Genomic DNA, 20,527 nt, shown 5'->3' with positions numbered 1-20,527 from the left:
TCATTTTAACACAATGAAAAACAATACGTTATAAATCTATTTCAAATTCAATAGAAAGAAAATGATGTTGAAAATTCGTATTTGTGTCAGGTTTTAGTTCAATTACCGCCCGGAATTCGGACTAGTTTTGTAAGACGTTGGGGAAACTTTGTACACTTTTTTGAACTCACGGCTAAAATGTTTACGATCATTGAATCCTACCATAAAAGCAACTTCTGAAATTGGATGTGTTGTGTTCAGAATTATATCCGCTGCTTTCTTCAGTCTTAGCTGTTTTATGAGACTTGCTACCGAATGGTTGGTAAGTGCAGTGACTTTTTTGTAAAGTATAGTTCTGCTCATTCCAATCTTGTCGACCAACATATTGACATCGAACTCAGAATTTTCTAGGTTTTCTTCTATAACTCGCATTAATTTTTTGATGAATGCTTCTTCGGGCGTAGTTAGATTGTTCAAATCAGAATCTATAATGAAATTCCCACTATATTTCTTTCTAAATATCTCCTGGGCAGAAAGTAGATTGGCAATACTCAGTTTAAGTTCCTGCGTACTAAATGGTTTAGTGATGTAAGCATCTGCACCTGTAGAAAGTCCTTCTATTTTATGATCGATAGATGCCTTGGCGGTTAGAAGTAGTACCGGTATATGACTGGTACTCTCATTAGTTTTTACAATGCGACAAAGTTCTATACCATCCATATCAGGCATCATAATATCACTGATGATAACATCTAAGATCTCGGTTTCTAAATAGTTTGCCGCATCTCTACCATTGGTAAATTCCACTGTATTGTAATCATTGGACAAAATACCGACAATAAATCTGCGTACATCCTCATTGTCTTCTACAACCATTATAGTTTTCTTGTCCTTGTCCGGAAAATCCGCAAAGGCAATATAATCATTGCTTACAATTGTTGGTGAATCTATAATCATCTGCTGAAAATCCTCGGCATTACTTTCTATGATTTGATCTTCGGACAAATGTCTGTTACCCAATTGTAATCTAATCTGGAAAACGGTCTTGGCCCAAGTCCCTTCTTCCTCCGGGGTAGAAATTTCGCCTTTATGCAATTCTACAATGCTTTTTGAAAGTGCGAGTCCCACACCACTTCCCATATTTTGTACCCCTCTATCATCCACCTGAAAAAACCTTTCGAAAACACTGGTACGGTTGTTCTCCGGAATGCCTATTCCATTATCTTTAACCTTGATGAATACGGCATTTTCCTCTGGTGAACCTTTTTCGACGGCAAAAACTATTTTACCATTTTTTTTTGTGAATTTGAAAGCATTGGAAAGCAAATTATAAATAACCTTTTCCATCTGGTTTTTGTCAAAATAAGCAATGATCACATTGGAGTTGAGTACAAATTTGAAATCGATATTCTTTTCAGCTGCCAATCCTTTGTAAGACTCGAATATTTCAAAACAGAAAGAGACCACATCTTGTCTTTGACAGTAGATTTTCATATAGCCTTTTTCAGCTTTTCTAAAATCCAACAGTTCGTTTACAAGCTTAAGAAGACGATCTGAGTTCTGCTTGATCGTTTTTAATTTAGCATTGATCTTTGGATCTTTTTCATAAGACAACAATTCTTCCACTGGCCCTTTGATCAGTGTAAGCGGTGTTCTTATCTCGTGCGAAATATTTGTGAAAAAATTAATCTGTGTTGTAAGGATTTCTTCTTTTCTTTCATTTTCCACCTGTTCCAAAAATATTTCTCTTCTGAGTTTCAAACGATATTTTATGAAACGGTAAACTGTATAATTGGCCCCTACAAAAATGATCAAATAAAATAAATATGCCCACCATGTTCTATACCAGGGCGGCAGTATAACAATTTTCAGTTTTTTGATATTCTTGTTCCAGCTTTGATCGCCATTGGTAGATTTTATGGACAACGTATAATTTCCAGGATCCAAATTGGAAAGATTGATTCTATTTTGTGTCCCGATAAAATGCCATTGATCTTCTGATAATCTATTGTCTAACTTATAGGCATATTTACTTTTTTGCGGATTGATAAAATTAAGCCCAGTAAATTCCAGCCCAATATAACCTTGGTCATAATTGATCGTAATCTCAGAAGTTTCAGAAATAGGATGTTTTAAAATTCCACCCGTTTGATCCGCCTCTACGATTTCGTTATTTACGATAAGCTTAGTGAGGACTATTGGTGTGTTGTTAGATGTTTTTATTAATTTCTTAGGATCAAAGATCAGTAAACCTTTGGAAGCTCCGAAAGCTACCATATCTTGATTGATCTTCGCAGCTGAATTGTATAAAAATTGTTTTACAGAAAGACCGTCCGCAGAAGAATAACGTGTAATTTCAAAGTCGGACGCTTTTAAATTACTTCCTTCGTTTTTTATTTTTATTTTAAAAAGAAAATCCTCTGCGCCAACCCACAAATTTCCCTGAGAATCTTCGGTAATGCTTTTAACAGAGGCATCGGTAAATCCTTTTTCTTTATTAAGAACAAAAAACTTTTGATTGTTCTCATTGAGATAATATAAACCATCGTAATCTGCACCGATCCAAAGCCTTTTCTTTGAATCTGTAAACATAACTGTGAGACTATTATTATCAAGCGGTTTTGCATTGTCTGACCGAAATACCTTTGAAATTCGGTTAAGTCTTTTATCGAAAAAATTGAGTCCATTTTGTGTAGTGATCCAGATACCATTGCTCCTGTTTTCTAATGCCATTACAAAATTATCAGACAAGGCATTCGCTGTTCCGTCATTTTTAAAATTAATAATTGTCCCGTTAGCCAGTATCTTTATTAATCCATTACCATCTGTTCCTATCCAAATATTGCTTCCATCCACCAGGATAGAAGTAATAGGTCTTTCGCCTTTTTCAGCAGAATCAGAAGTGAGAACAATTTGAGTGAATTTTTTTGAGGTTTTATTAAACTCAAACAAACCGTTGAAAGTGCCACACAAGAGCGTATTGGAATCTTTTCTCGCCAGCGAAGTAATGATATTTTTGATATTTTTCTCATTACTGTTATCGATTGCATAAGAATGGGATGTTTTGGTTTGAAGATCAAGATAGTTCAACCCTCCGCCAGAAGTTCCCACCCAAATACCTTGATCATTTTCTTTTAAAATAGCGCTTGCTGCAGCATTGCTGAGCCCAAACCCTGCGTTTGTTACCTCTGAAATTTTAGCGAAATTGAGATTTGATCTATTATAAATATTAATCGCTCCTGCCGAGGTTCCTATCCAAACAGAACCAGTATGATCTCTCATAAAACATTTCAGATCATTATCGCTCAGGCTGTAAAGATTATCTGGATTATGCTTTATTCTCTTAAATTTTTTATTGTAATAATTGAAGATACTTAACCCTCCTTTTGTTGCAAACCAAACGGTATTTTGATCCCATTGGATGATATCATTGATCCAATTGGATGACATCGAATTGGTGTTCGCAGGATCGTGTTTAAAATGTGAGAGGACTTTTTGTCCTGAAGATAGCAAAAATGCGCCAGAGCTTTCCGTAGCAAACCAAAGGTCGCCCTTGCTGGTCTTTATAATTTTTCTCACCTTGGCACTAATAAGCTCTGCATTAGCAGACAATTCTACAGGTAACGGGTTTTGACGACCTGTCTTCGGATCAAAACATTTCAGACCTTTTGATGTTCCTACAAGCATCCCATAATTGGAGTCATAAAATAAAGATAGAACCCTGCTTTTATGCAACTCCGAATCCTTGTTGAAGTTTTCTAACTTCCGCGTAGACTTTTGAAGTTTTTTGACGCCGCCAAAAGTTCCCACCCAAAGATTTTTCTGTCCGTCTTCGGCAAAGGCAGCAATATAATTACTTCCACCCTTTTCTTTGGTCACATCTAATGATATAAAATTATTGGCATTTTTGTTATAAAAATTGAGTCCGTGGTTAGTACCGATCCATAGATTCTGATCACTGTCTTCAAAAATCACATTGATATGATTATTGCTCAGGTTGCCCTTTGATTGCTTGTCTCTTGCGTATTTTTTGTAGCTGTAACCATCATAACGGAAGAGTCCGTTTTCTGTCCCGATCCACACAAATCCGGATTTATTCTGGATTATATTGGAGATCATACTGGGTGAGAAATCATCGTCATAATTAATCTGATCGAAATGAAGTGATGCTTCCTGAGCAGGAAAAATGCCAGAAATCAAAACAAAAACAATATATATTAATATATTGGTTATTCTTTTCAATAGATTCATAATTACCAAAATGATTATAATCAATTCTAATTCACACTACAGCTACGAGCAATACCCAACTCCAAACCACGGAGCTCTGCAAGGCCTCTAAGTCTACCTATTGCAGAATATCCAGGATTGGTCTTTTTTTGCAGATCATCCAACATCTGATGCCCGTGATCCGGACGCATTGGGATCATTGAGTCGGCTCTTCCCTGCTCTGCTCTTTTACGTTCTTCTGAAATTACTTCTTTTACCAATCCATACATATCCACATCACCTTCCAGATGATTGGCTTCATAGAAATTTCCGTTTTCATCTCTCTTGGTACTTCGAAGATGTAAAAAATGAACTCTCTCTGCAAAGCGCTTAAATATTTTTACCAAGTCATTATCCTGACGCACTCCCAATGAACCGGAGCAGAAGGTCATTCCGTTCGCAAGATCAGGAACTGCAGAAAATAATAAAGCATAATCTTCCTCGGTGCTTACAACTCTAGGCAGGCCCAATATGGAATGTGGTGGATCGTCAGGATGGATGCACATCAATACATTACTTTTGGATGCAACGGGAATAATTTCTTGGAGAAAGAGAATCAAATTTTGCCTCAGTTGATTGGCATCAATTTCTTCATAATTATCCAAAATTTCCTGGAAACTTTCCAGACTGTAACCTTCTTCTGCGCCCGGTAAGCCAGCAATTATATTGTTGACCAGTTTTGTCTTCTCTGATTGTGATAGTTTTTCGAGATAGGCTTTAGCTTCCTCTTTTACTTTCTGTGAGTATTCTGATAACGCACCAGCTCTCCGCAGCAAATACAGGTCGAATGCAGCAAATGCCGTCTGATCAAAACGCAAGGCTTTGGAACCGTCTTCCAGTTCAAACTCAAGATCTGTACGAGTCCAATCTAAAACAGGCATAAAATTATAGCATATAACGCTGATCCCACAATGAGCCAAATTTTCGATGCTTTGTTTATAATTTTCAATAAATTTCTGAAAATCCCCAGTACGGGTTTTTATATTTTCGTGAACAGGTATGCTTTCTACAACATTCCACCGAAGTCCTTCATCTTCGATTATTTTTTTTCTGATGTTGATTTCCTCCACAGTCCATACAGAACCATTGGGAATATGATGAAGTGCGGTTACAATACCAGTTGCTCCAGCCTGTTTTATATCTACTAATGATACTGAATCTTTCGGTCCGTACCAGCGCCAAGATTGTTCCATTTTATTTTTTTTAATTAAACACCGCTGAATGCGCTAAAACCACCATCCACAGGGATTACAATTCCGGTTACAAAAGATGATCTGTCGTCACATAAAAACAGTACGGAACTAATCAAATCTTCTGGGTTTCCAAATCTTCCCGCAGGTGTATGCGAGATAATAGACTGTCCTCTTTCTGTAAGACTTCCGTCTTCGGATGTGAGAAGAGTTTTATTCTGAGTTGTCAGGAAAAATCCTGGCGCAATTGCATTAACACGGATTCCAATCTTGGAAAAATGAACAGCAAGCCATTGAGTCAAGTTAGAAGTCGCAGCTTTTGCAGCACTGTAAGCAGGAATTTTGGTTAATGGTGTCACAGCGCTCAAAGAAGAAATATTGAGAACACTACAGCCTGATTTGCCTACCATATCTTTTGCGAATATTTGAGTGGGAAAAAATGTTCCCAAGAAATTGAGATCGAAAACTGATTTTATTCCCTCAGGTTGCAAATCGAAAATTGTTCTAAAGTTAGGATCGTTATTATCTAAATCAGTTTGCGAAAGATAAGGTTCAGATGTGGTTCCAAGAGAATTATTACCTCCAGCTCCATTGATCAGAATGTCACACGTCCCCAACTTTTCCGCGATTTGTAATCTTGCTTTTTCTAAAGGTTCCTTTTTTAATACATCTGCTTCAAAAATGTCTGCAATGCCTCCAGCCTCTATAATCTCATTTTTCAGACTTTCTGCTTTTCCAATTTCTCTTGCCAACAGCGCAATTTTACAACCTTTCTTTGCTAATGATTTTGCTATTATACTACACAAAACTCCAGTGGATCCTGTGATAACAACGACTTTGTTTTTCATAATTTTTTGATAATCAGACTCACAAAAGTAATTTATCACCGCATTAAGGTGCAGCTCAAATATCTTTTTTTAGGGGTAAGGACGTCCGTATTAAAAATATAAAAAAAATGCAATATGTTTAAATTTAAAATCTTTTATATTTAAAATCAATAAGAATTTTTTTGAAATATTGGTTTTGTCATAAAGATCAATAAAGAAGTCTATACGGTATAAAGTCCGATTTAATCTGTAAGAATATTTATTAGTACAAATTATTTTAATGAATATATCGAGATAGAATATTCAATCAAACATTCATTAAACCATATACGTATGTTGAAAAGTACATTTTTTACCCTAATCTAAAATGTTTAAGACCCATTTTATTTATTTTTTATATAAAATTTGTGGCAGATAAAATATAATCAAAATTAAAAACCATTGAGTTATGAATTTAAAAAATACTGACTTTTTGAAAAGCATACTTTCACTATTGTTTTTTGCTTTGTTCTTCTCTTGTGTTGAGGAAGAAATAAGAGAAGTCACGCTTTATGACAAGCCGCATACGGAAGCCAGTGCCTCTCGTACTGATATTAAATTTGGAGAAGCTGTAGATTTTAAAAGTACCTCTTTTAAACATCTTACGACAACCTGGACATTTGCGGGTGGTAGCCCTTCTTCATCCGTCAATCCTGATGCTACAGTTGTTTACAATAACCCTGGAACCTATGATGCAAAATTGGTCGTAAAATATATTGATAATACAGTCGAGACAAAATTGTTTAAAATCATTGTTAAAGGTATCGACCCGCCTTTGCCGTATGGAGGGACTGCAATTGCCATTCCTGGTACGATTGAAGCAGAGAATTACAATCTTGGCGGTGAAGGCATTGCTTATCACGACACAGAGGAGCAAAACCTTGCTGTACAGAACGGAAGTCCGCGCTATAGAACAGACGATGGTGTGGATGTTCAGATGGGAAATAACATCACTAATATCAGTTACACAGAAGCTGGGGAATGGACCAATTACACGATCACTGTTCCTGCTACAGGAATTTATGATTTCGATTTCCGTGTAGCATCGGGCGATACTGCTGGAGGAAAATCTATTAAACTTCAGCTGGTAAATCCTAATACGGGCGTTGCAACTGATCTAGGACAGACAGGCAATTTTCCAAATACAGGAAGCTATAATACCTATATTTCCAAAAATGTAACTGGAGTTAATTTGACAGAGGGAAAAAACACATTTCGCGTCTTATTCACAGGTTCTAATACCAATCTGGATAAGATAAACATTAAAGTGAGTGTTCCACCTCCACCAATCGACGGTGTTGGGATTTTCACAGAAAAAGATATAGTGAGTTCAAATCCTGGCATAGCACCACCGCCAAATGGAGGAAATATGGCTATCACAATTGTTACCACTAATACTAATCATGGTAACAAGGCATTGTTTTACCATTTTGATCCTACAGGAAATGGAAGCCCACAGAACGGATTTGCCCTTTCACATATGGATCTGACTGTTTCTCCTTATAATGCAACAGCTTACAACTATTTGAATGTTGCTGTAAAATCCAGCACACCAAAAAAAGTAAGAATTAGACTGAATACCAATTCCGGAAATTATTGGGTGACACTGAATCCAGGAAATCCTGCTTACGGAATGTTGTGGGATGGACAATGGCACGAATTGGTAATTCCTTTTTCCCAACTTCTGAGAGATGGTAATGGTGCGGCTCTTTCTACCGTAGCTGCGGCTAAATCAAGCATCAAACAATTTACAATACGTACCGACGATAGTGATTACAGTACTGCACCAAATTCTTTCGACTATTATATTGATGATATTTATTTTACTGTAAATTAACTTTTACGAAAATTAAAATACTCTCTAAACAATAACAGTTATTACCATTAAAAATTAGAAATGATCAAAACCACCCTATTTTGTTTTGTTGTCTTTGGTGTTGCAAATATAACTGCACAGAACAAAGCGCACCTCGATACTACAAAATCTATAGAAGAGCGTATTACATTACTGATGAATCAAATGACGCTGGAAGAAAAGGTTGGTCAGATGAATCAGTACAATGGTTTCTGGGAAGTAACAGGTCCTGCTCCTCAGGGTGGCTCATCCAAAATTAAATACGATCATCTCAACAAAGGTTGGGTTGGATCACTACTTAATGTGCGGGGTGTTCAGAAAGTACGCGAAGTACAAAAAATTGCCGTTGAAAATACAAGGTTAGGGATTCCTCTGATTATTGGATTTGATGTGATACACAGCTATAAAACACTTAGCCCAATTCCATTAGCCGAAGCTGCCAGCTGGGATATGGAAGCTATAAAAAAATCTGCGGCAATAGCTGCTGCCGAAGCTGCTGCAAGCGGTATTAACTGGACTTTTGCGCCCAATGTAGATGTTACAATAGATGCCCGCTGGGGTCGAGTAATGGAAGGCGCCGGTGAGGATCCTTTTCTTGCCAGTAAAATTGCAGTGGCAAGAGTTAAGGGTTTTCAAGGTGATGATTTTTCTGGAACCAATACGATTGCAGCCTGCGCAAAACATTTTGCAGGATACGGCTTTGTAGAATCCGGCAAAGAATATAACAATGTAGATATGAGTGTATCAAGATTGTACAATTCAGTACTGCCTCCTTTCAAAGCGGCCAATGATGCTGGTGTCAAGACATTTATGAACGCTTTCAATACTTTAAATGGTATTCCGGCTACTGCAAACCGTTTTCTTCTCCGAGATATTCTTAAAACGAAATGGGATTTTCAAGGCTTTGTAGTATCCGATTGGGCGTCTATTGGAGAGATGATTTCTCACGGATATGCCAAAGATGGTGCGGAGGCTGCGGAAAAAGCAGCAGAAGCAGGATCTGATATGGATATGGAATCTTATTTATATGTAAACGAACTGGTAAATCTTGTCAAAGAAAAGAAGCTAGACATTGAAATCATAAACGACGCCGTAAGAAGAATTTTGAGATTAAAATTTGAAATGGGTCTATTTGAAAATCCTTACAAATATTGCGACGAAAAAAGGGAAAAAGAAGTGATTGGCAGCGCATCGCATCACGATGGTGTTCTGGATATGGCCAAAAAATCCATTGTGCTGTTAAAAAATGACAATAATCTATTGCCACTCAAAAAGTCCGGGCAAAAGATAGCATTAATTGGCGCTTTGGCCAGTGATAAAACAAGTCCGCTGGGAAGCTGGCGAATTGCAGCAGATGATGATACTGCGGTTTCCGTTTTGGAAGGAATGCAAAAATACAAAAACAGTCCAGTCACCTATGCTCTTGGAACTGCCGTCTTTTCAGGTAAGCCAACTTTTACCAAAGAATTAGAAATCAACACTGATGATAAAAGTGGGTTTGAAAAGGCTATCGCAACAGCAAGACAAGCAGATGTGGTGGTTATGGTTTTAGGCGAACATGGTTTCCAAAGTGGTGAAGGGAGAAGCAGAACAAATCTTGATCTGCCAGGTAATCAGCAGGAGTTGCTAGAAGAGGTATTTAAAGTCAATAAAAATATAGTTTTGGTTCTGAATAACGGAAGACCATTGGCTATACAATGGGCAGCAAATCATATTCCTGCTATCGTAGAGGCTTGGCAATTGGGAAGTGAAAGTGGTAATGCCATTGCCGAAGTTCTTTATGGCGATTATAATCCTAGTGGTAAATTGCCGATCTCATTCCCCCGTAATGTTGGACAAGTTCCTATTTATTACAACCATTATAACACTGGGAGACCTAGCAATTCAGAAAATAATGTGTTCTGGTCTCATTATTCCGATGTAGAAAAGACACCACTCTTTCCTTTTGGTCACGGATTGAGTTACACCAAATTCGATTATAGAGATCTAAAAATCAATAAAACGATTTTCTCTGTTGAAGAGCCCATAAAATTATCAGTTTCAGTAACTAATACAGGTAATTTAGACGGTAAAGAAGTGGTTCAGCTTTACATTAGAGATGTGAGCGGAAGTATTTCCAGACCAGTCAAAGAGCTGAAGGGATTTGAGTTGATAGCTCTCAAAAAGGGTGAACAAAGGACCATAAACTTCACTTTGACTAAAGAAGATTTAGGTTATTATGACAATGGCGGGAATTATCTTTTGGAACCGGGAATGTTTAAAGTATTTGTCGGAACCAGCTCTGATCAGCTGCTAGAAACAGAATTCGAATTAAAATAATAAGTTACAAACCAATTTCATCACTCTAGAATTCTATCCAATAAAAATATTGGAGTGTCTATCTTATGATGTTATCCACCGCATTTTTAGTTATGACTATCAGCTAATCAACTAAAATAATGTTTTCAATTTTCTCTTATCAATAATAATATTATAATCTGTAAATTGTGAAAATAAACTTTATACAAAAAAGTGTGATTGCACTTATTACGCTAAGTATCAACAATTATTCTGAACTCAAAGCACAGAAATCTTCAATCAATCAAGCTTCAGAAAAAAATTATCATAGTGTTTTGGCCCGTCTAAATGCAGAAGATTCTTTGTGGAAACCTTATGTTGCAAAAACCATCGACAGACTTCCTGGATATCAATCATCAAAAGATCCTGCTACCAACAAATTTGGTGGATACAAAACATTTCAGCTAGAGGCAACCGGTTTTTTCAGAACAGAAAAAAAAGACGGCAGATGGTGGATCGTAGATCCTTTGGGAAACCCTTTTATACATAAAGGCGTTGCTGTGCTCAATCCTGGCAACTCTGAAAATCAAGAGAATGCATTCAATGAAAAATATAAAACTGGTGAAAATTGGATTGCAAAAGAAACAAAATTCCTCAAAAAAAATGGATTTAACGGAGCCGGTGCATGGTCAAATATAGACTTGATCCGTTCATCTGCAAAACCTCTGGTCTACACTGTGATAGTAAGTCCAATGGGTACTTACAAAGCCGAGCATATCAAAAAATATAATGGTAAATATGAAGAAGCTGGTTGGCAAGGCTATAGATACGATTTGGTGATGGTATTTGATAAAGAATTTGACCTTTATGTAGATCAGGAAATTTCAAAAATATTCAAATACAAAGATGATCAATTCCTTCTTGGATATTTTACAGACAATGAGTTGCCTTGGGTAGACGATGCTTTGGACAGACATCTTAAATATCTTAAAAAGGATGAGGCCGGATACATTGTGGCAAAGAAATGGCTGGACGACCGCAAGCATAAAAATGCTTTTTTAGAAGATATTACAGATGCTGATAGACAAGATTTCACAGGATTTTATTTTGAAACCTATATGAAAAAGGTGACTGCTGCCATAAAAAAGTATGATCCAAACCATCTTTATCTCGGCTGCCGTTTCAATCAAGAGTTGGATGAATTGGACAATCCAAAAATATTTGAGGTCGCGGGAAAATATATGGATATTATTTCCATTAATCATTACAGAAAATGGGAACCAGAGCAGCCTATTCTATCCAACTGGATGGCCTGGTCTGGAAAACCGTTCATCATTACTGAATGGTACACCAAGGGCGAAGATTCAGGTTTACCTAATAAAACTGGCGCCGGATGGAATGTCCAAACCCAAAAAGAAAGAGGTTACTTCTACCAAAACTTCGTTATCGAGTTGTTGAAAAGCAAAGGTTGTGTGGGATGGCATTGGTTCCGATATCAGGACAATGATCCAGATAATAGGAAGACAGATTACTCAAACCGCGATTCTAATAAAGGTATCATCAATAGTGCATATCAATACTATAGGCCTCTCATCGACAATATGAAAATCATTAATGATAATATCTACGGTTTAAGTCAATATTTAGATTCCAAATAATTTTTTTTAAAAGCAGTCTGAATATATCGTTCTGGAATTTACTGAAAACTTTTCTCAGAATAGAATTAGCTAAGACAATATAATCTTCGATATGAAAAATATCTTTTACGCTGCAAGCATTCTGGTAATGAGTTGCTCATCCGCTAATGCTCAAAAACAGCCACTTTACAAAAACAAAGATGCTCCTGTAGAAAAACGTATTGATGATCTGATAGGTCAGATGACTCTGGAGGAAAAAATAATGCAGATGAACCAATGGACTTATGGGAAAAATGCCAATCCCAACAATATTGGAGAGCATATGAAAGCTGTAAAACCTGAAATTGGCTCACTACTCTACCGAAGTACCAATCCAGAGTACCGCAATCAGATTCAGAAAAAGGCAGTTAACGAAACCCGTTTGGGTATTCCGATTATATTTGGATTTGATGCCATACATGGCTACAAAACCATTTTTCCAATTCCGCTGGCCCAAGCTTGCTCCTGGAATACAGATTTGGTAAAACAATCAAGCGCCATTACCGCAAAAGAAAGTTGGCTGTCTGGATTAGACTGGACTTTTTCACCGATGGTAGACGTTGCCAGAGATGCCCGATGGGGTAGGATTTCTGAAGGTTACGGAGAAGACACCTATGCTAATTCAGCTTTTGGTGTTGCTGCCATCCAAGGTTATCAGGGACATAATCTGAAAGACAAATACACCATTGCCGCAAGTTTGAAACATTACATCGGTTACAGTATGTCCGAAGGTGGCCGTGATTATCATTATAGTGACATTTCACAGCAGACACTTTGGGAAACCTTTCTCCCACCTTTCGAAGCGGGCATTAAAGCTGGTGCAGCTACAGTAATGAGCGGTTTTAATGACATCTCCGGCGTTCCTGCATCAGCTAATCATTACACTCTTACAGAGATCCTTAAGAAAAAATGGGGGCACGACGGTTTTGTGATCTCAGATTGGGGATCAGTTAAAAATCTTGTGGTACAAGGCGTTGCAAAAGATACCAAGGAAGCAGCCGAAAAAGCATTGCTCGCCGGTGTAGAAATGGATATGGTTGATAACATTTACATGGACTATCTCCCAGAATTGGTAGCCTCAGGAAAAATTAAAATACAAACTATTGATGAAGCTGTGAAAAGAATTCTTCGGGTTAAAATGAATCTGGGTCTGTTTGAAAATCCTTACGTGGATGTGATTTCTGAGAAAGATCGATATCTATTACCTGATTATTTAAAAGTCGCTGAAGAATTGGCTCAGGAATCTATGGTTTTATTGAAAAATGAAAATCAGGTGTTGCCAATAACTTCAAAATATAAAAGTATTGCAGCTATTGGTCCGATGGTAAAAGATTCTGTTCACATTATGGGATTTTGGGAAGGAATGGGTGATCCAAAAGATGTGAATACCATTTTTGACGGCTTGACTAAAGAATTTGGTGACCAATTAAAGATTAATTATGCTTTAGGTTGTGATTTTGAGGGCGAAGACAGAAGTGGTTTTGCCAAGGCTGTGGAAGTTGCCAATCAGTCAGATATTATACTTGTTTTTCTTGGTGAAAAGAGAAATTGGAGTGGCGAAAATGGCTCCCGCTCCACTATTGCATTACCAAAAATCCAGGAAGATCTTGTTGAAGAACTATCCAAAACAGGGAAACGTGTTATCCTGCTGCTTTCCAGTGGAAGACCTTTAGAATTAATTCGGTTGAACAAAATGGCTGATGCAATATTGGAAATTTGGCAACCGGGAACAATGGCGGGAGCTGCTGTATCTGGTATCCTGTCTGGAAGGCATAATCCATCGGGGAAACTTTCTGCCACTTTTCCGCAAACAACGGGTCAAATTCCAATTTATTACAATATGAGACAGTCGGCAAGGCCAGAAGCTGGACATTATCAGGATATTCCGAGAGATGCATTGTACTGGTTTGGTCACGGATTTAGCTACAGCAAATTTGAATATGGTAACATAAAACTATCGAATAACAAATTTAGAAAAAATGAAAAAATTGTAGCAGAGATAGAAATTACTAACAAAGGAACCGTGGATGGTAAAGAAGCTGTGCTTTGGTATATCTATGATCCTGTTGCAAATATTTCCCGTCCAATGAAAGAACTCAAATTTTTTGAAAAAAAATTAATCATAGCAGGAAAAAAAGAAATATACCGCTTTGAAATCAATCCTGAAAAAGATTTGACCTATGTCGACAGCAATGGTGATAAACATTTAGAATCCGGAGATTTTTACATCATCGTCGGTAACAAGAAGACAAAATTTGAGTTAAACGACTAATTATCCAAACATTTCTACCCCCATTAAAGGACATTTTGATTCCTCAAGATATCTCAACAAAAGTAATTTCGAACCAATTAACAATAAAAATTCATACACTATGAAAAAAATTAATTTTATGGTAATGCTGTTTGTTTCAGCATTAACTTATGCTCAAACTTTCTCAATTTACACAGAGAATTCAAACATTGGAGCAGGTATCAATTCTTTACGCTTTAGCAACGGGTCGGGATTTACACTTACAGAACCAGGGACGGGGGCATACGAAGGAGCAAAAAACTTTCTATTAACCTATAACGGAACCAGCACTTATTTTCACGCAATAATGTTTCCTCGAAATCCTGCCAACACAGCGGATATGGTGATAGATATCTCAGCTTACAGTTATTATAATTTGGCTCTTAAAACTGCATCGCCTCATCCTTTTTATATCAGAATTCGTGGTAATAATGTAATTGCTAAAGTATTGATTAATCCAGCATCCAACAGCTATAATTTTACTAATGACAATGAATGGCACTTTATGTCTATTCCTCTTTCTGCTTTCATTCCGGAGTCATCGAGTTTTAGCCTGTCCAACGTTTCAGAAATATTTGTTTTAAGGAGCGAAAATTCGATTTCTACCGTCGTTGGTTCCTCTAATAATTTTCAAGTTGACAACGTTTATTTATCTACTTCCAGTGCTTTATCTGTAATGTCAGGAGAAAAGAATAAACCATTGAGTATTTTCCCTAATCCAGCATCATCTAAAATTACAGTTACATCGGATCAGACTATAGATAAAATATCAATTTATGACACTACTGGAAAACGAGCAATCAGTAAAGAGTCAGGCGAGAAAATATCGCAAATTGACATCTCAAAACTAAGTACAGGCACATACATCATTTCTGTGGAATCTAATGGTAGGGTAAATTCATCGAAATTTATTAAAAAATAGAATAGTAAAATTGTTTATTATATAGGAGCTGCCTAAGATTTTAGACAGCTCTTTTTCATTCTCTATCCATTTTTTAATTGCTTTTTCTATTTTTTACAAAATGGTTAAACTCAAACAGTTCTTTTGCTTTATCATCCCAGTTTTTTCTTGGTATTAATTGCAGGGTTACAAAAATGTCGCTTTTCTTATTATAAGAATCTATACGCTCCAATCTACCGTGATAATCATTTTCAACGTGCTTGTAAAGAGAATAAGGTAATATAGTATCGGTAGGATACACGTAAAAACGAGTATAGTTCCAAGGAGAATTAATCTCAAAGCGTTTATATTTTTTATTGAATAATACTGTATCGGATAGATTTCTTCTGTTTCTGTAATTACGAATCCAATCCTTTGAAAATACAGCACCTTCTTTTTTGTTCCAAATTGATAATGGTTTTTGCTTTTGAGAAACTTCTGGAAAAATTATATTATTCTCTGATGGATCTAATTTAAAATACAATGAATCTTTTATATAATACATTTGTTTAATTAATTCTGGAAATGAGTTATCGGGAACTAATTCTATCATGTGATTTTGAGAATAATTTATTTTTGACAAGTGAAAGCTCTTCATTTGATCTAAACCTTTAGAAGCATCGAAATAAACATTGGAAATAAGGTCAATTCCTCCTTTTTCAGAAATAATTTCCTTGTGGCAAGAAACGATTACAAGAAGGAATGCAGTAGGTAGAAGTATTAATTTTGTTTTCATTTCAATTGGCTTTATGAAAAAGCGGCAAATCTTATAGACTTACCGCTGCTGATGAAAATATAAGTATGTAAAATTTCTATCTTTTGATGCTTTGTTCTCTAACATTGGCTTTATCGTGCTTGTTATCTTGCTCCAAGCCTTCTAAAGGTTTGTTAGTATTAAGCCTATTCATTTCGTTGTCATAAAGTTTAAGGTTTCTGTTCTGTGGATCAAGCACTGCCTTTCCTTCTACTATTTGATCATTTTCTTTGAATTTCACTTTTAGTACATTTCCTTTTTCTAAAGATTTTATGGCACTTACTTTCCATTCAGGTTTATCAAATATGAGATTAGATTTTTCAACAATCTTTGCCGTATCAACGCCATAGTTTTTGTAGAAATTCTGAAACAGATAATTTCCTTTGTCGGTTTTCGTTTCATTGAAATTAAATTGAACAAATGCAGGTTCTACTTCATTATTCTTCTTTGGATTAGAAAATTCTATTTTCACGCTACGTCCCTCCAATAGATTAATTGCTTCTTTTGCGGTAAATGAACTATCCCTACTCACTGGAAAATTATGAGAGAGTTCCTCGCTTTTTTCATTGGTCAATTTTGCATTATAAGAATTAAGAAAAACTCCTCCATTTTCGCTTTTATTGAACTTTAATAAAAAATCAACCTTATTTTCGGGTAAAGTTTTGTCAGAAGTAGTTTTAATTTCAAACTCTTGTTTCTTTGAATTAATACCTTTTTCTAGATCTTTGTGAAGTTTTTCATCTTCTCCAAAACCAAGATATTTCATTTGGTCTTTAAGATACTGTACTTGATTGAAGTCTTGTTTTGTTTCCATAATGTGTGGGGTTTGATTGTTAATTTTATGATTTAAGATTATCTTCTAAAGCCTCTTCTTTTCTCTTGTTCCTCAGGTTGTTCTTCCTGTTCCTCCCTGGTTCTGTTAGCGTCTTCATACATATCTCTGTCATTCACATTCAGCTGAATATCTGAATTACGGTTTTTGGAGCTTTGTTGATAGTTTTTAGAAATGGTGTTGACAGAACTAATTTCTCTGGAAACGATATTCATATCATTCTTGATTTCCTTAGATATTTCAGGATACTGATCTATTTTATCTTGTAAATAAACTTTTAGTTTTAGAAGTTCATTTTTATAGCGGTTCAATTCTTCAGGGTCTTTTTTATCGGCGATGATGGCAGTTAGCTCTGTTGCATTTTTGATAAAATCAAACTCAACGGTTTTTCCTGTCTCACTGTCATAGATAAAAGCCTTTTTTTCAAAAGAAGGATTTTCGTTTGAAAGTTCTTTTACATTGGTGTACTGAACTTTTTCCCTGCTGTCTTCAATAATTTTTGAAAGACTTGTGTCACGTTCAAGAAAAATGACCTTTAGTTTAGTATTATTATCAGTGAGCTGAAAAGTGGCTCTATTCTTATCATTGTCGGCAACGATAGTATATCCTTGCAGAAATTTATGGATATCATCTTCGCATAGCTTTTTGGAAAATGTAAGGTCTTCATTGATGATTCCAAAGTTTTTAAGTTCGTCAGTAGGTAAGTTGTGATTTTGCATAATGTTTAGAAGTTTAATGTTGGAGATATGAGTTTTTTCCTATTTCATAATAGTTGGCAATTAAGTTGTTCGCTTTAATGAGGTCATTCAAAAACCGAATGGGATTAATATACTTTCCGTTTTCTGCAACTGAAAAATGAAGGTGTGCCCCAGTAGAATTTCCGGTATTCCCACTTTTTGCAATAATGAATCCTGCCTTCACAGCTTCTCCGGCTCTATAATAGATTTCGGAAAGATGGAGATAGGAGGTTACAAATGAATCAGAATGCTTGATTTTTATATAATTCCCTCCTCCACCTCCAGAATCCCAACCCGACGCAATTACAGTTCCGTCTAAAACGGCATATACATTTTCATAGTTGGCTTCAAAATCAGTCCCCGTATGCATTTTGGCTGATCCGAAAATTGGATGCGTTCGCCTTCCGAAAGGAGATGTAACCACAATCTTTCTCTTCAGTGGCATACTTATTTTTGAGATAAGTTCTTCTTCATTAATGAAATCAAATTTTTTACTCGACTTTTCTATACTTGAGTTTCCTTGATTACTTAATTTATCATCTCCCATTTTCACAGGAGAAAAATCATTGTTTTTATAATTTTCTTCTTTTTCCTCCGATGTTGATACACTGTAACGTAGCATCATTGTTTTCAAAGAATCAATTTCCTTTTTTAAGTCCGCTTTAGTGGGAGATTTAAAAAATTTATTAATGATGTTTTTTTTCTCTATCTCTTTTCTGCCCCTTTGCTCTTTCTGAAAATTTTGCTTTTCATTAAAGGATTCATTAACTTTATTTTCATGTCTAGTAAGCGTATTGAACTGAGCGAAAACCAATGAATGGTAACCCAGAAAAAAACCTGTCATCAAATATTTTCTTATCAATTTCATTTTATTATTCTTTAATATTTTCATTGACGATAAGCTCCACTTCTCGATTGATTTTTCTGAAGTTTGTCATCAAGACTTCTTCTTTACGATTGACACCTTTTTTGTCTATAAATGAATAATAGTTAGGCATCTCTACATAGTTTTTTTCCTCTTCCTTAATGGCATTCATATCAAGATTGATCTTTCCTTTTATTGCAGATGTTTTATATTCCTCTGTACTGTTCTCTTCACCTTGTGCAATCATCCCAACCATTTCACCGGTTTTAAGGGCAGCGATTTTTCCTGCAGGAATCATAAAATCCATTTTTTCATTAATGCTGGTTGATGTTCCTTGTTGTGAAATGGATTGGGAGTAAGACTTCTGTTTAATTTTTCCGAATAATTTTTCAAGCCAGTCCAAGGTATTTTTATCTCGTACAGAACCGGAAAGAACATTTCCTACAATGGCAGAAATGGTATCGGCAACTTCCTTTTTGTAAAACTGTCTAAGCTGTGGAATTTCCTGAAGTCCCAGTAATACAGCAATCTTGTTACTTCTTGCTGTTGCGATCACATTATCAATTTTATGAATGTAGATTGTTGGAAATTCATCACCTACTACTCCACCCGGCAGATTATGTTTGGAATTGATTAAGCGTAAAGTCCTATTTAATATTGATGAATACAGAGCTGAATTAATATCCTGCGTACTCGGATCAGATGCTAAAATCAGAATCGAAGGATTTTGCTTATCTGTTATTTTAAGCTCAACTTCATCTCCTGAGAAGACCCAAAAACTCTCTTTAGTTGCCAATCGAGAAAGAAAGATTTTCAAAGTCCCGATCTGCCCTTCCAACTGATCAAAAGCCTTGTTGTCATAAGCCGTTTTGAATGGTGAAAGTAAAGACAAAATCTCCTCATTCGTGAAAAGTGTATCGAAGATCTCTTTATAACTGCGGTTCATAAATGACAGAATATGAGGCAGGTCTGAATATTTACCATTTTCCAGCGTAGCAAAAAAGTAGATACAGGAAGATAGAAAGTTAATAGCCGACTGTGTAAAGAATGCTTCTGAGCCACCTCCGGAACTTGCTCCACCTTTTTGTAATGAAGACACCATTGATTCTGCCATTTCCTGAGCTTCAGCCAAGGTTTTTATATATTTCTTGTGAAATGGATTGACTCTTCTTGATTTTTCTACTTCATTCAGATTGATAATATGAAAACTGTAGTTATAATCTGGCTCTTTACTTTTTTTCAGCAGGAACTGATAATAAGCAATCTGCGCCAGATCAGGAAACTTGAAATCGTAAATACAAAGACAAAACCCTTTGGCAATCATCTGTCGAATGGAAGGATTAATAACCCCAAACGATTTTCCAGAACCAGGTACTCCGATGACGATAGTTCCTCTAAAAGGATCTATATTAATATAGCCTTTGTAGGTTTTGTTATTATATCTGAAAACATACGGGATATTAATTGAAGTATCCGTGTTTACAAGTTCTTTGTTTTGATCAAAAGACTCTTCTTCAACATTCCATCGGTCTTTTCCCATTTTCTGCTGCATCATTTTCGAAATGCTGTCTGCTCCCATCTGAAGAATAACTGCTCCTAAAAAAGAAAGAACTGCGTAAATTATTTGATACAGATTGAGCCCTGGAACGATATGCGGGAGTTCTCTATTTCCAGCTTCATTCTGCCAGATCAAGGATGAGAAAATCATCAATAATCCTAACACCATAGGAATCCCTATCTCCGTATAGATATTGAGATCTTTTTTCTTCTTAGCTTTTGTTCCAACAGCAACCAATCCAATCAAAACCACCGTGGCAAATTTTGCATTGATGGGAGGATAGATGAAGCTCATCTTTGAGAAGTTCTTCAATAAGTTGGAAACTACAGGGACATCAGCATTCAGATAAAACAGCGAAGCACAATCCAATGCAACGACAGCATAGACCACCTTTTGCAGGAATCCATAGATTTTGATTTGATGTTGTTGCTCTTGCATA

At 36.1% G+C, this 20,527-nt stretch carries 13 protein-coding genes; 5 read left to right on the top strand and 8 right to left on the bottom strand.

Annotated elements, in window-relative coordinates; translation table 11 throughout:
- Positions 1–102: 102 nt before the first annotated feature.
- From BUR19_RS04355 to BUR19_RS04345, 3 genes are read right to left on the bottom strand one after another with little or no spacing between them, the layout of a single operon-like run.
- Complete coding sequence (locus BUR19_RS04355; RefSeq protein WP_245799021.1) at positions 103–4,254, bottom strand: hybrid sensor histidine kinase/response regulator transcription factor; 4,152 nt, start codon at positions 4,252–4,254, stop codon at positions 103–105.
- Between the two features lie 2 nt (positions 4,255–4,256).
- Entirely contained in the window at positions 4,257–5,441 is a 1,185-nt protein-coding gene (gene uxuA / locus BUR19_RS04350; RefSeq protein ID WP_074233680.1) for a mannonate dehydratase, read from the bottom strand.
- Positions 5,442–5,455: 14 nt separating this feature from the next.
- Entirely contained in the window at positions 5,456–6,286 is an 831-nt protein-coding gene (locus BUR19_RS04345; RefSeq protein WP_074233679.1) for an SDR family oxidoreductase, read from the bottom strand.
- A 427-nt stretch (positions 6,287–6,713) separates the two neighbouring features.
- On the opposite strand from BUR19_RS04345, the gene BUR19_RS04340 reads away from it, so the two are divergent.
- The 5 genes from BUR19_RS04340 to BUR19_RS04320 all read left to right on the top strand — a co-directional run bounded on the left by BUR19_RS04340 (position 6,714) and on the right by BUR19_RS04320 (position 15,324).
- Positions 6,714–8,141, top strand: coding sequence for a carbohydrate-binding protein (locus tag BUR19_RS04340; RefSeq protein WP_083600637.1), 1,428 nt, complete (start codon positions 6,714–6,716; stop codon positions 8,139–8,141).
- Positions 8,142–8,201: 60 nt separating this feature from the next.
- On the top strand, positions 8,202–10,478 hold the full coding sequence (gene bglX / locus BUR19_RS04335; RefSeq protein ID WP_074233677.1) for a beta-glucosidase BglX: 2,277 nt from the start codon (positions 8,202–8,204) through the stop codon (positions 10,476–10,478).
- Between the two features lie 194 nt (positions 10,479–10,672).
- Positions 10,673–12,094, top strand: coding sequence for a hypothetical protein (locus tag BUR19_RS04330; RefSeq protein ID WP_245799020.1), 1,422 nt, complete (start codon positions 10,673–10,675; stop codon positions 12,092–12,094).
- A 91-nt stretch (positions 12,095–12,185) separates the two neighbouring features.
- On the top strand, positions 12,186–14,384 hold the full coding sequence (locus BUR19_RS04325; RefSeq protein WP_074233676.1) for a glycoside hydrolase family 3 N-terminal domain-containing protein: 2,199 nt from the start codon (positions 12,186–12,188) through the stop codon (positions 14,382–14,384).
- 100 nt (positions 14,385–14,484) lie between these two features.
- On the top strand, positions 14,485–15,324 hold the full coding sequence (locus BUR19_RS04320) for a T9SS type A sorting domain-containing protein (RefSeq protein WP_074233675.1): 840 nt from the start codon (positions 14,485–14,487) through the stop codon (positions 15,322–15,324).
- Positions 15,325–15,397: 73 nt separating this feature from the next.
- On the opposite strand, the gene BUR19_RS04315 is transcribed toward BUR19_RS04320, so the two are convergent.
- From BUR19_RS04315 to BUR19_RS04295, 5 genes are all read right to left on the bottom strand, one after another.
- Positions 15,398–16,078, bottom strand: a complete 681-nt coding sequence (locus BUR19_RS04315; protein ID WP_074233674.1) for a hypothetical protein — start codon at positions 16,076–16,078, stop codon at positions 15,398–15,400.
- A gap of 76 nt (positions 16,079–16,154) precedes the next feature.
- Positions 16,155–16,910, bottom strand: a complete 756-nt coding sequence (locus BUR19_RS04310) for a hypothetical protein (RefSeq protein ID WP_245799019.1) — start codon at positions 16,908–16,910, stop codon at positions 16,155–16,157.
- Between the two features lie 38 nt (positions 16,911–16,948).
- Positions 16,949–17,647, bottom strand: coding sequence for a hypothetical protein (locus BUR19_RS04305; protein ID WP_074233673.1), 699 nt, complete (start codon positions 17,645–17,647; stop codon positions 16,949–16,951).
- Positions 17,648–17,660: 13 nt separating this feature from the next.
- The gene (locus BUR19_RS04300) at positions 17,661–18,533 is read right to left on the bottom strand and encodes a M23 family metallopeptidase (protein ID WP_074235540.1); all 873 of its coding nucleotides are present in this window, start codon (positions 18,531–18,533) and stop codon (positions 17,661–17,663) included.
- Between the two features lie 4 nt (positions 18,534–18,537).
- On the bottom strand, positions 18,538–20,526 hold the full coding sequence (locus tag BUR19_RS04295; protein WP_074233672.1) for a type IV secretion system DNA-binding domain-containing protein: 1,989 nt from the start codon (positions 20,524–20,526) through the stop codon (positions 18,538–18,540).
- Position 20,527 lies beyond the last annotated feature (1 nt).

This window comes from Epilithonimonas zeae, from assembly GCF_900141765.1.
GTDB classification, from domain to species: Bacteria; Bacteroidota; Bacteroidia; order Flavobacteriales; family Weeksellaceae; genus Epilithonimonas; species Epilithonimonas zeae.
Note: the sequence above shows the minus strand (reverse complement) of the source record. Positions and strands in the feature narration are given on the sequence as shown.

What these genes read in the sequence shown, in the direction of transcription:
- uxuA (WP_074233680.1), bottom strand. Translation starts at nt 5,441, where the DNA reads ATGGAACAATCTTGGCGCTGGTACGGACCGAAAGATTCAGTATCATTA.
- BUR19_RS04345 (WP_074233679.1), bottom strand. Translation starts at nt 6,286, where the DNA reads ATGAAAAACAAAGTCGTTGTTATCACAGGATCCACTGGAGTTTTGTGT.
- BUR19_RS04340 (WP_083600637.1), top strand. Translation starts at nt 6,714, where the DNA reads ATGAATTTAAAAAATACTGACTTTTTGAAAAGCATACTTTCACTATTG.
- bglX (WP_074233677.1), top strand. Translation starts at nt 8,202, where the DNA reads ATGATCAAAACCACCCTATTTTGTTTTGTTGTCTTTGGTGTTGCAAAT.
- BUR19_RS04325 (WP_074233676.1), top strand. Translation starts at nt 12,186, where the DNA reads ATGAAAAATATCTTTTACGCTGCAAGCATTCTGGTAATGAGTTGCTCA.
- BUR19_RS04320 (WP_074233675.1), top strand. Translation starts at nt 14,485, where the DNA reads ATGAAAAAAATTAATTTTATGGTAATGCTGTTTGTTTCAGCATTAACT.
- BUR19_RS04315 (WP_074233674.1), bottom strand. Translation starts at nt 16,078, where the DNA reads ATGAAAACAAAATTAATACTTCTACCTACTGCATTCCTTCTTGTAATC.
- BUR19_RS04310 (WP_245799019.1), bottom strand. Translation starts at nt 16,910, where the DNA reads ATGGAAACAAAACAAGACTTCAATCAAGTACAGTATCTTAAAGACCAA.
- BUR19_RS04305 (WP_074233673.1), bottom strand. Translation starts at nt 17,647, where the DNA reads ATGCAAAATCACAACTTACCTACTGACGAACTTAAAAACTTTGGAATC.
- BUR19_RS04300 (WP_074235540.1), bottom strand. Translation starts at nt 18,533, where the DNA reads ATGAAATTGATAAGAAAATATTTGATGACAGGTTTTTTTCTGGGTTAC.
- BUR19_RS04295 (WP_074233672.1), bottom strand. Translation starts at nt 20,526, where the DNA reads ATGCAAGAGCAACAACATCAAATCAAAATCTATGGATTCCTGCAAAAG.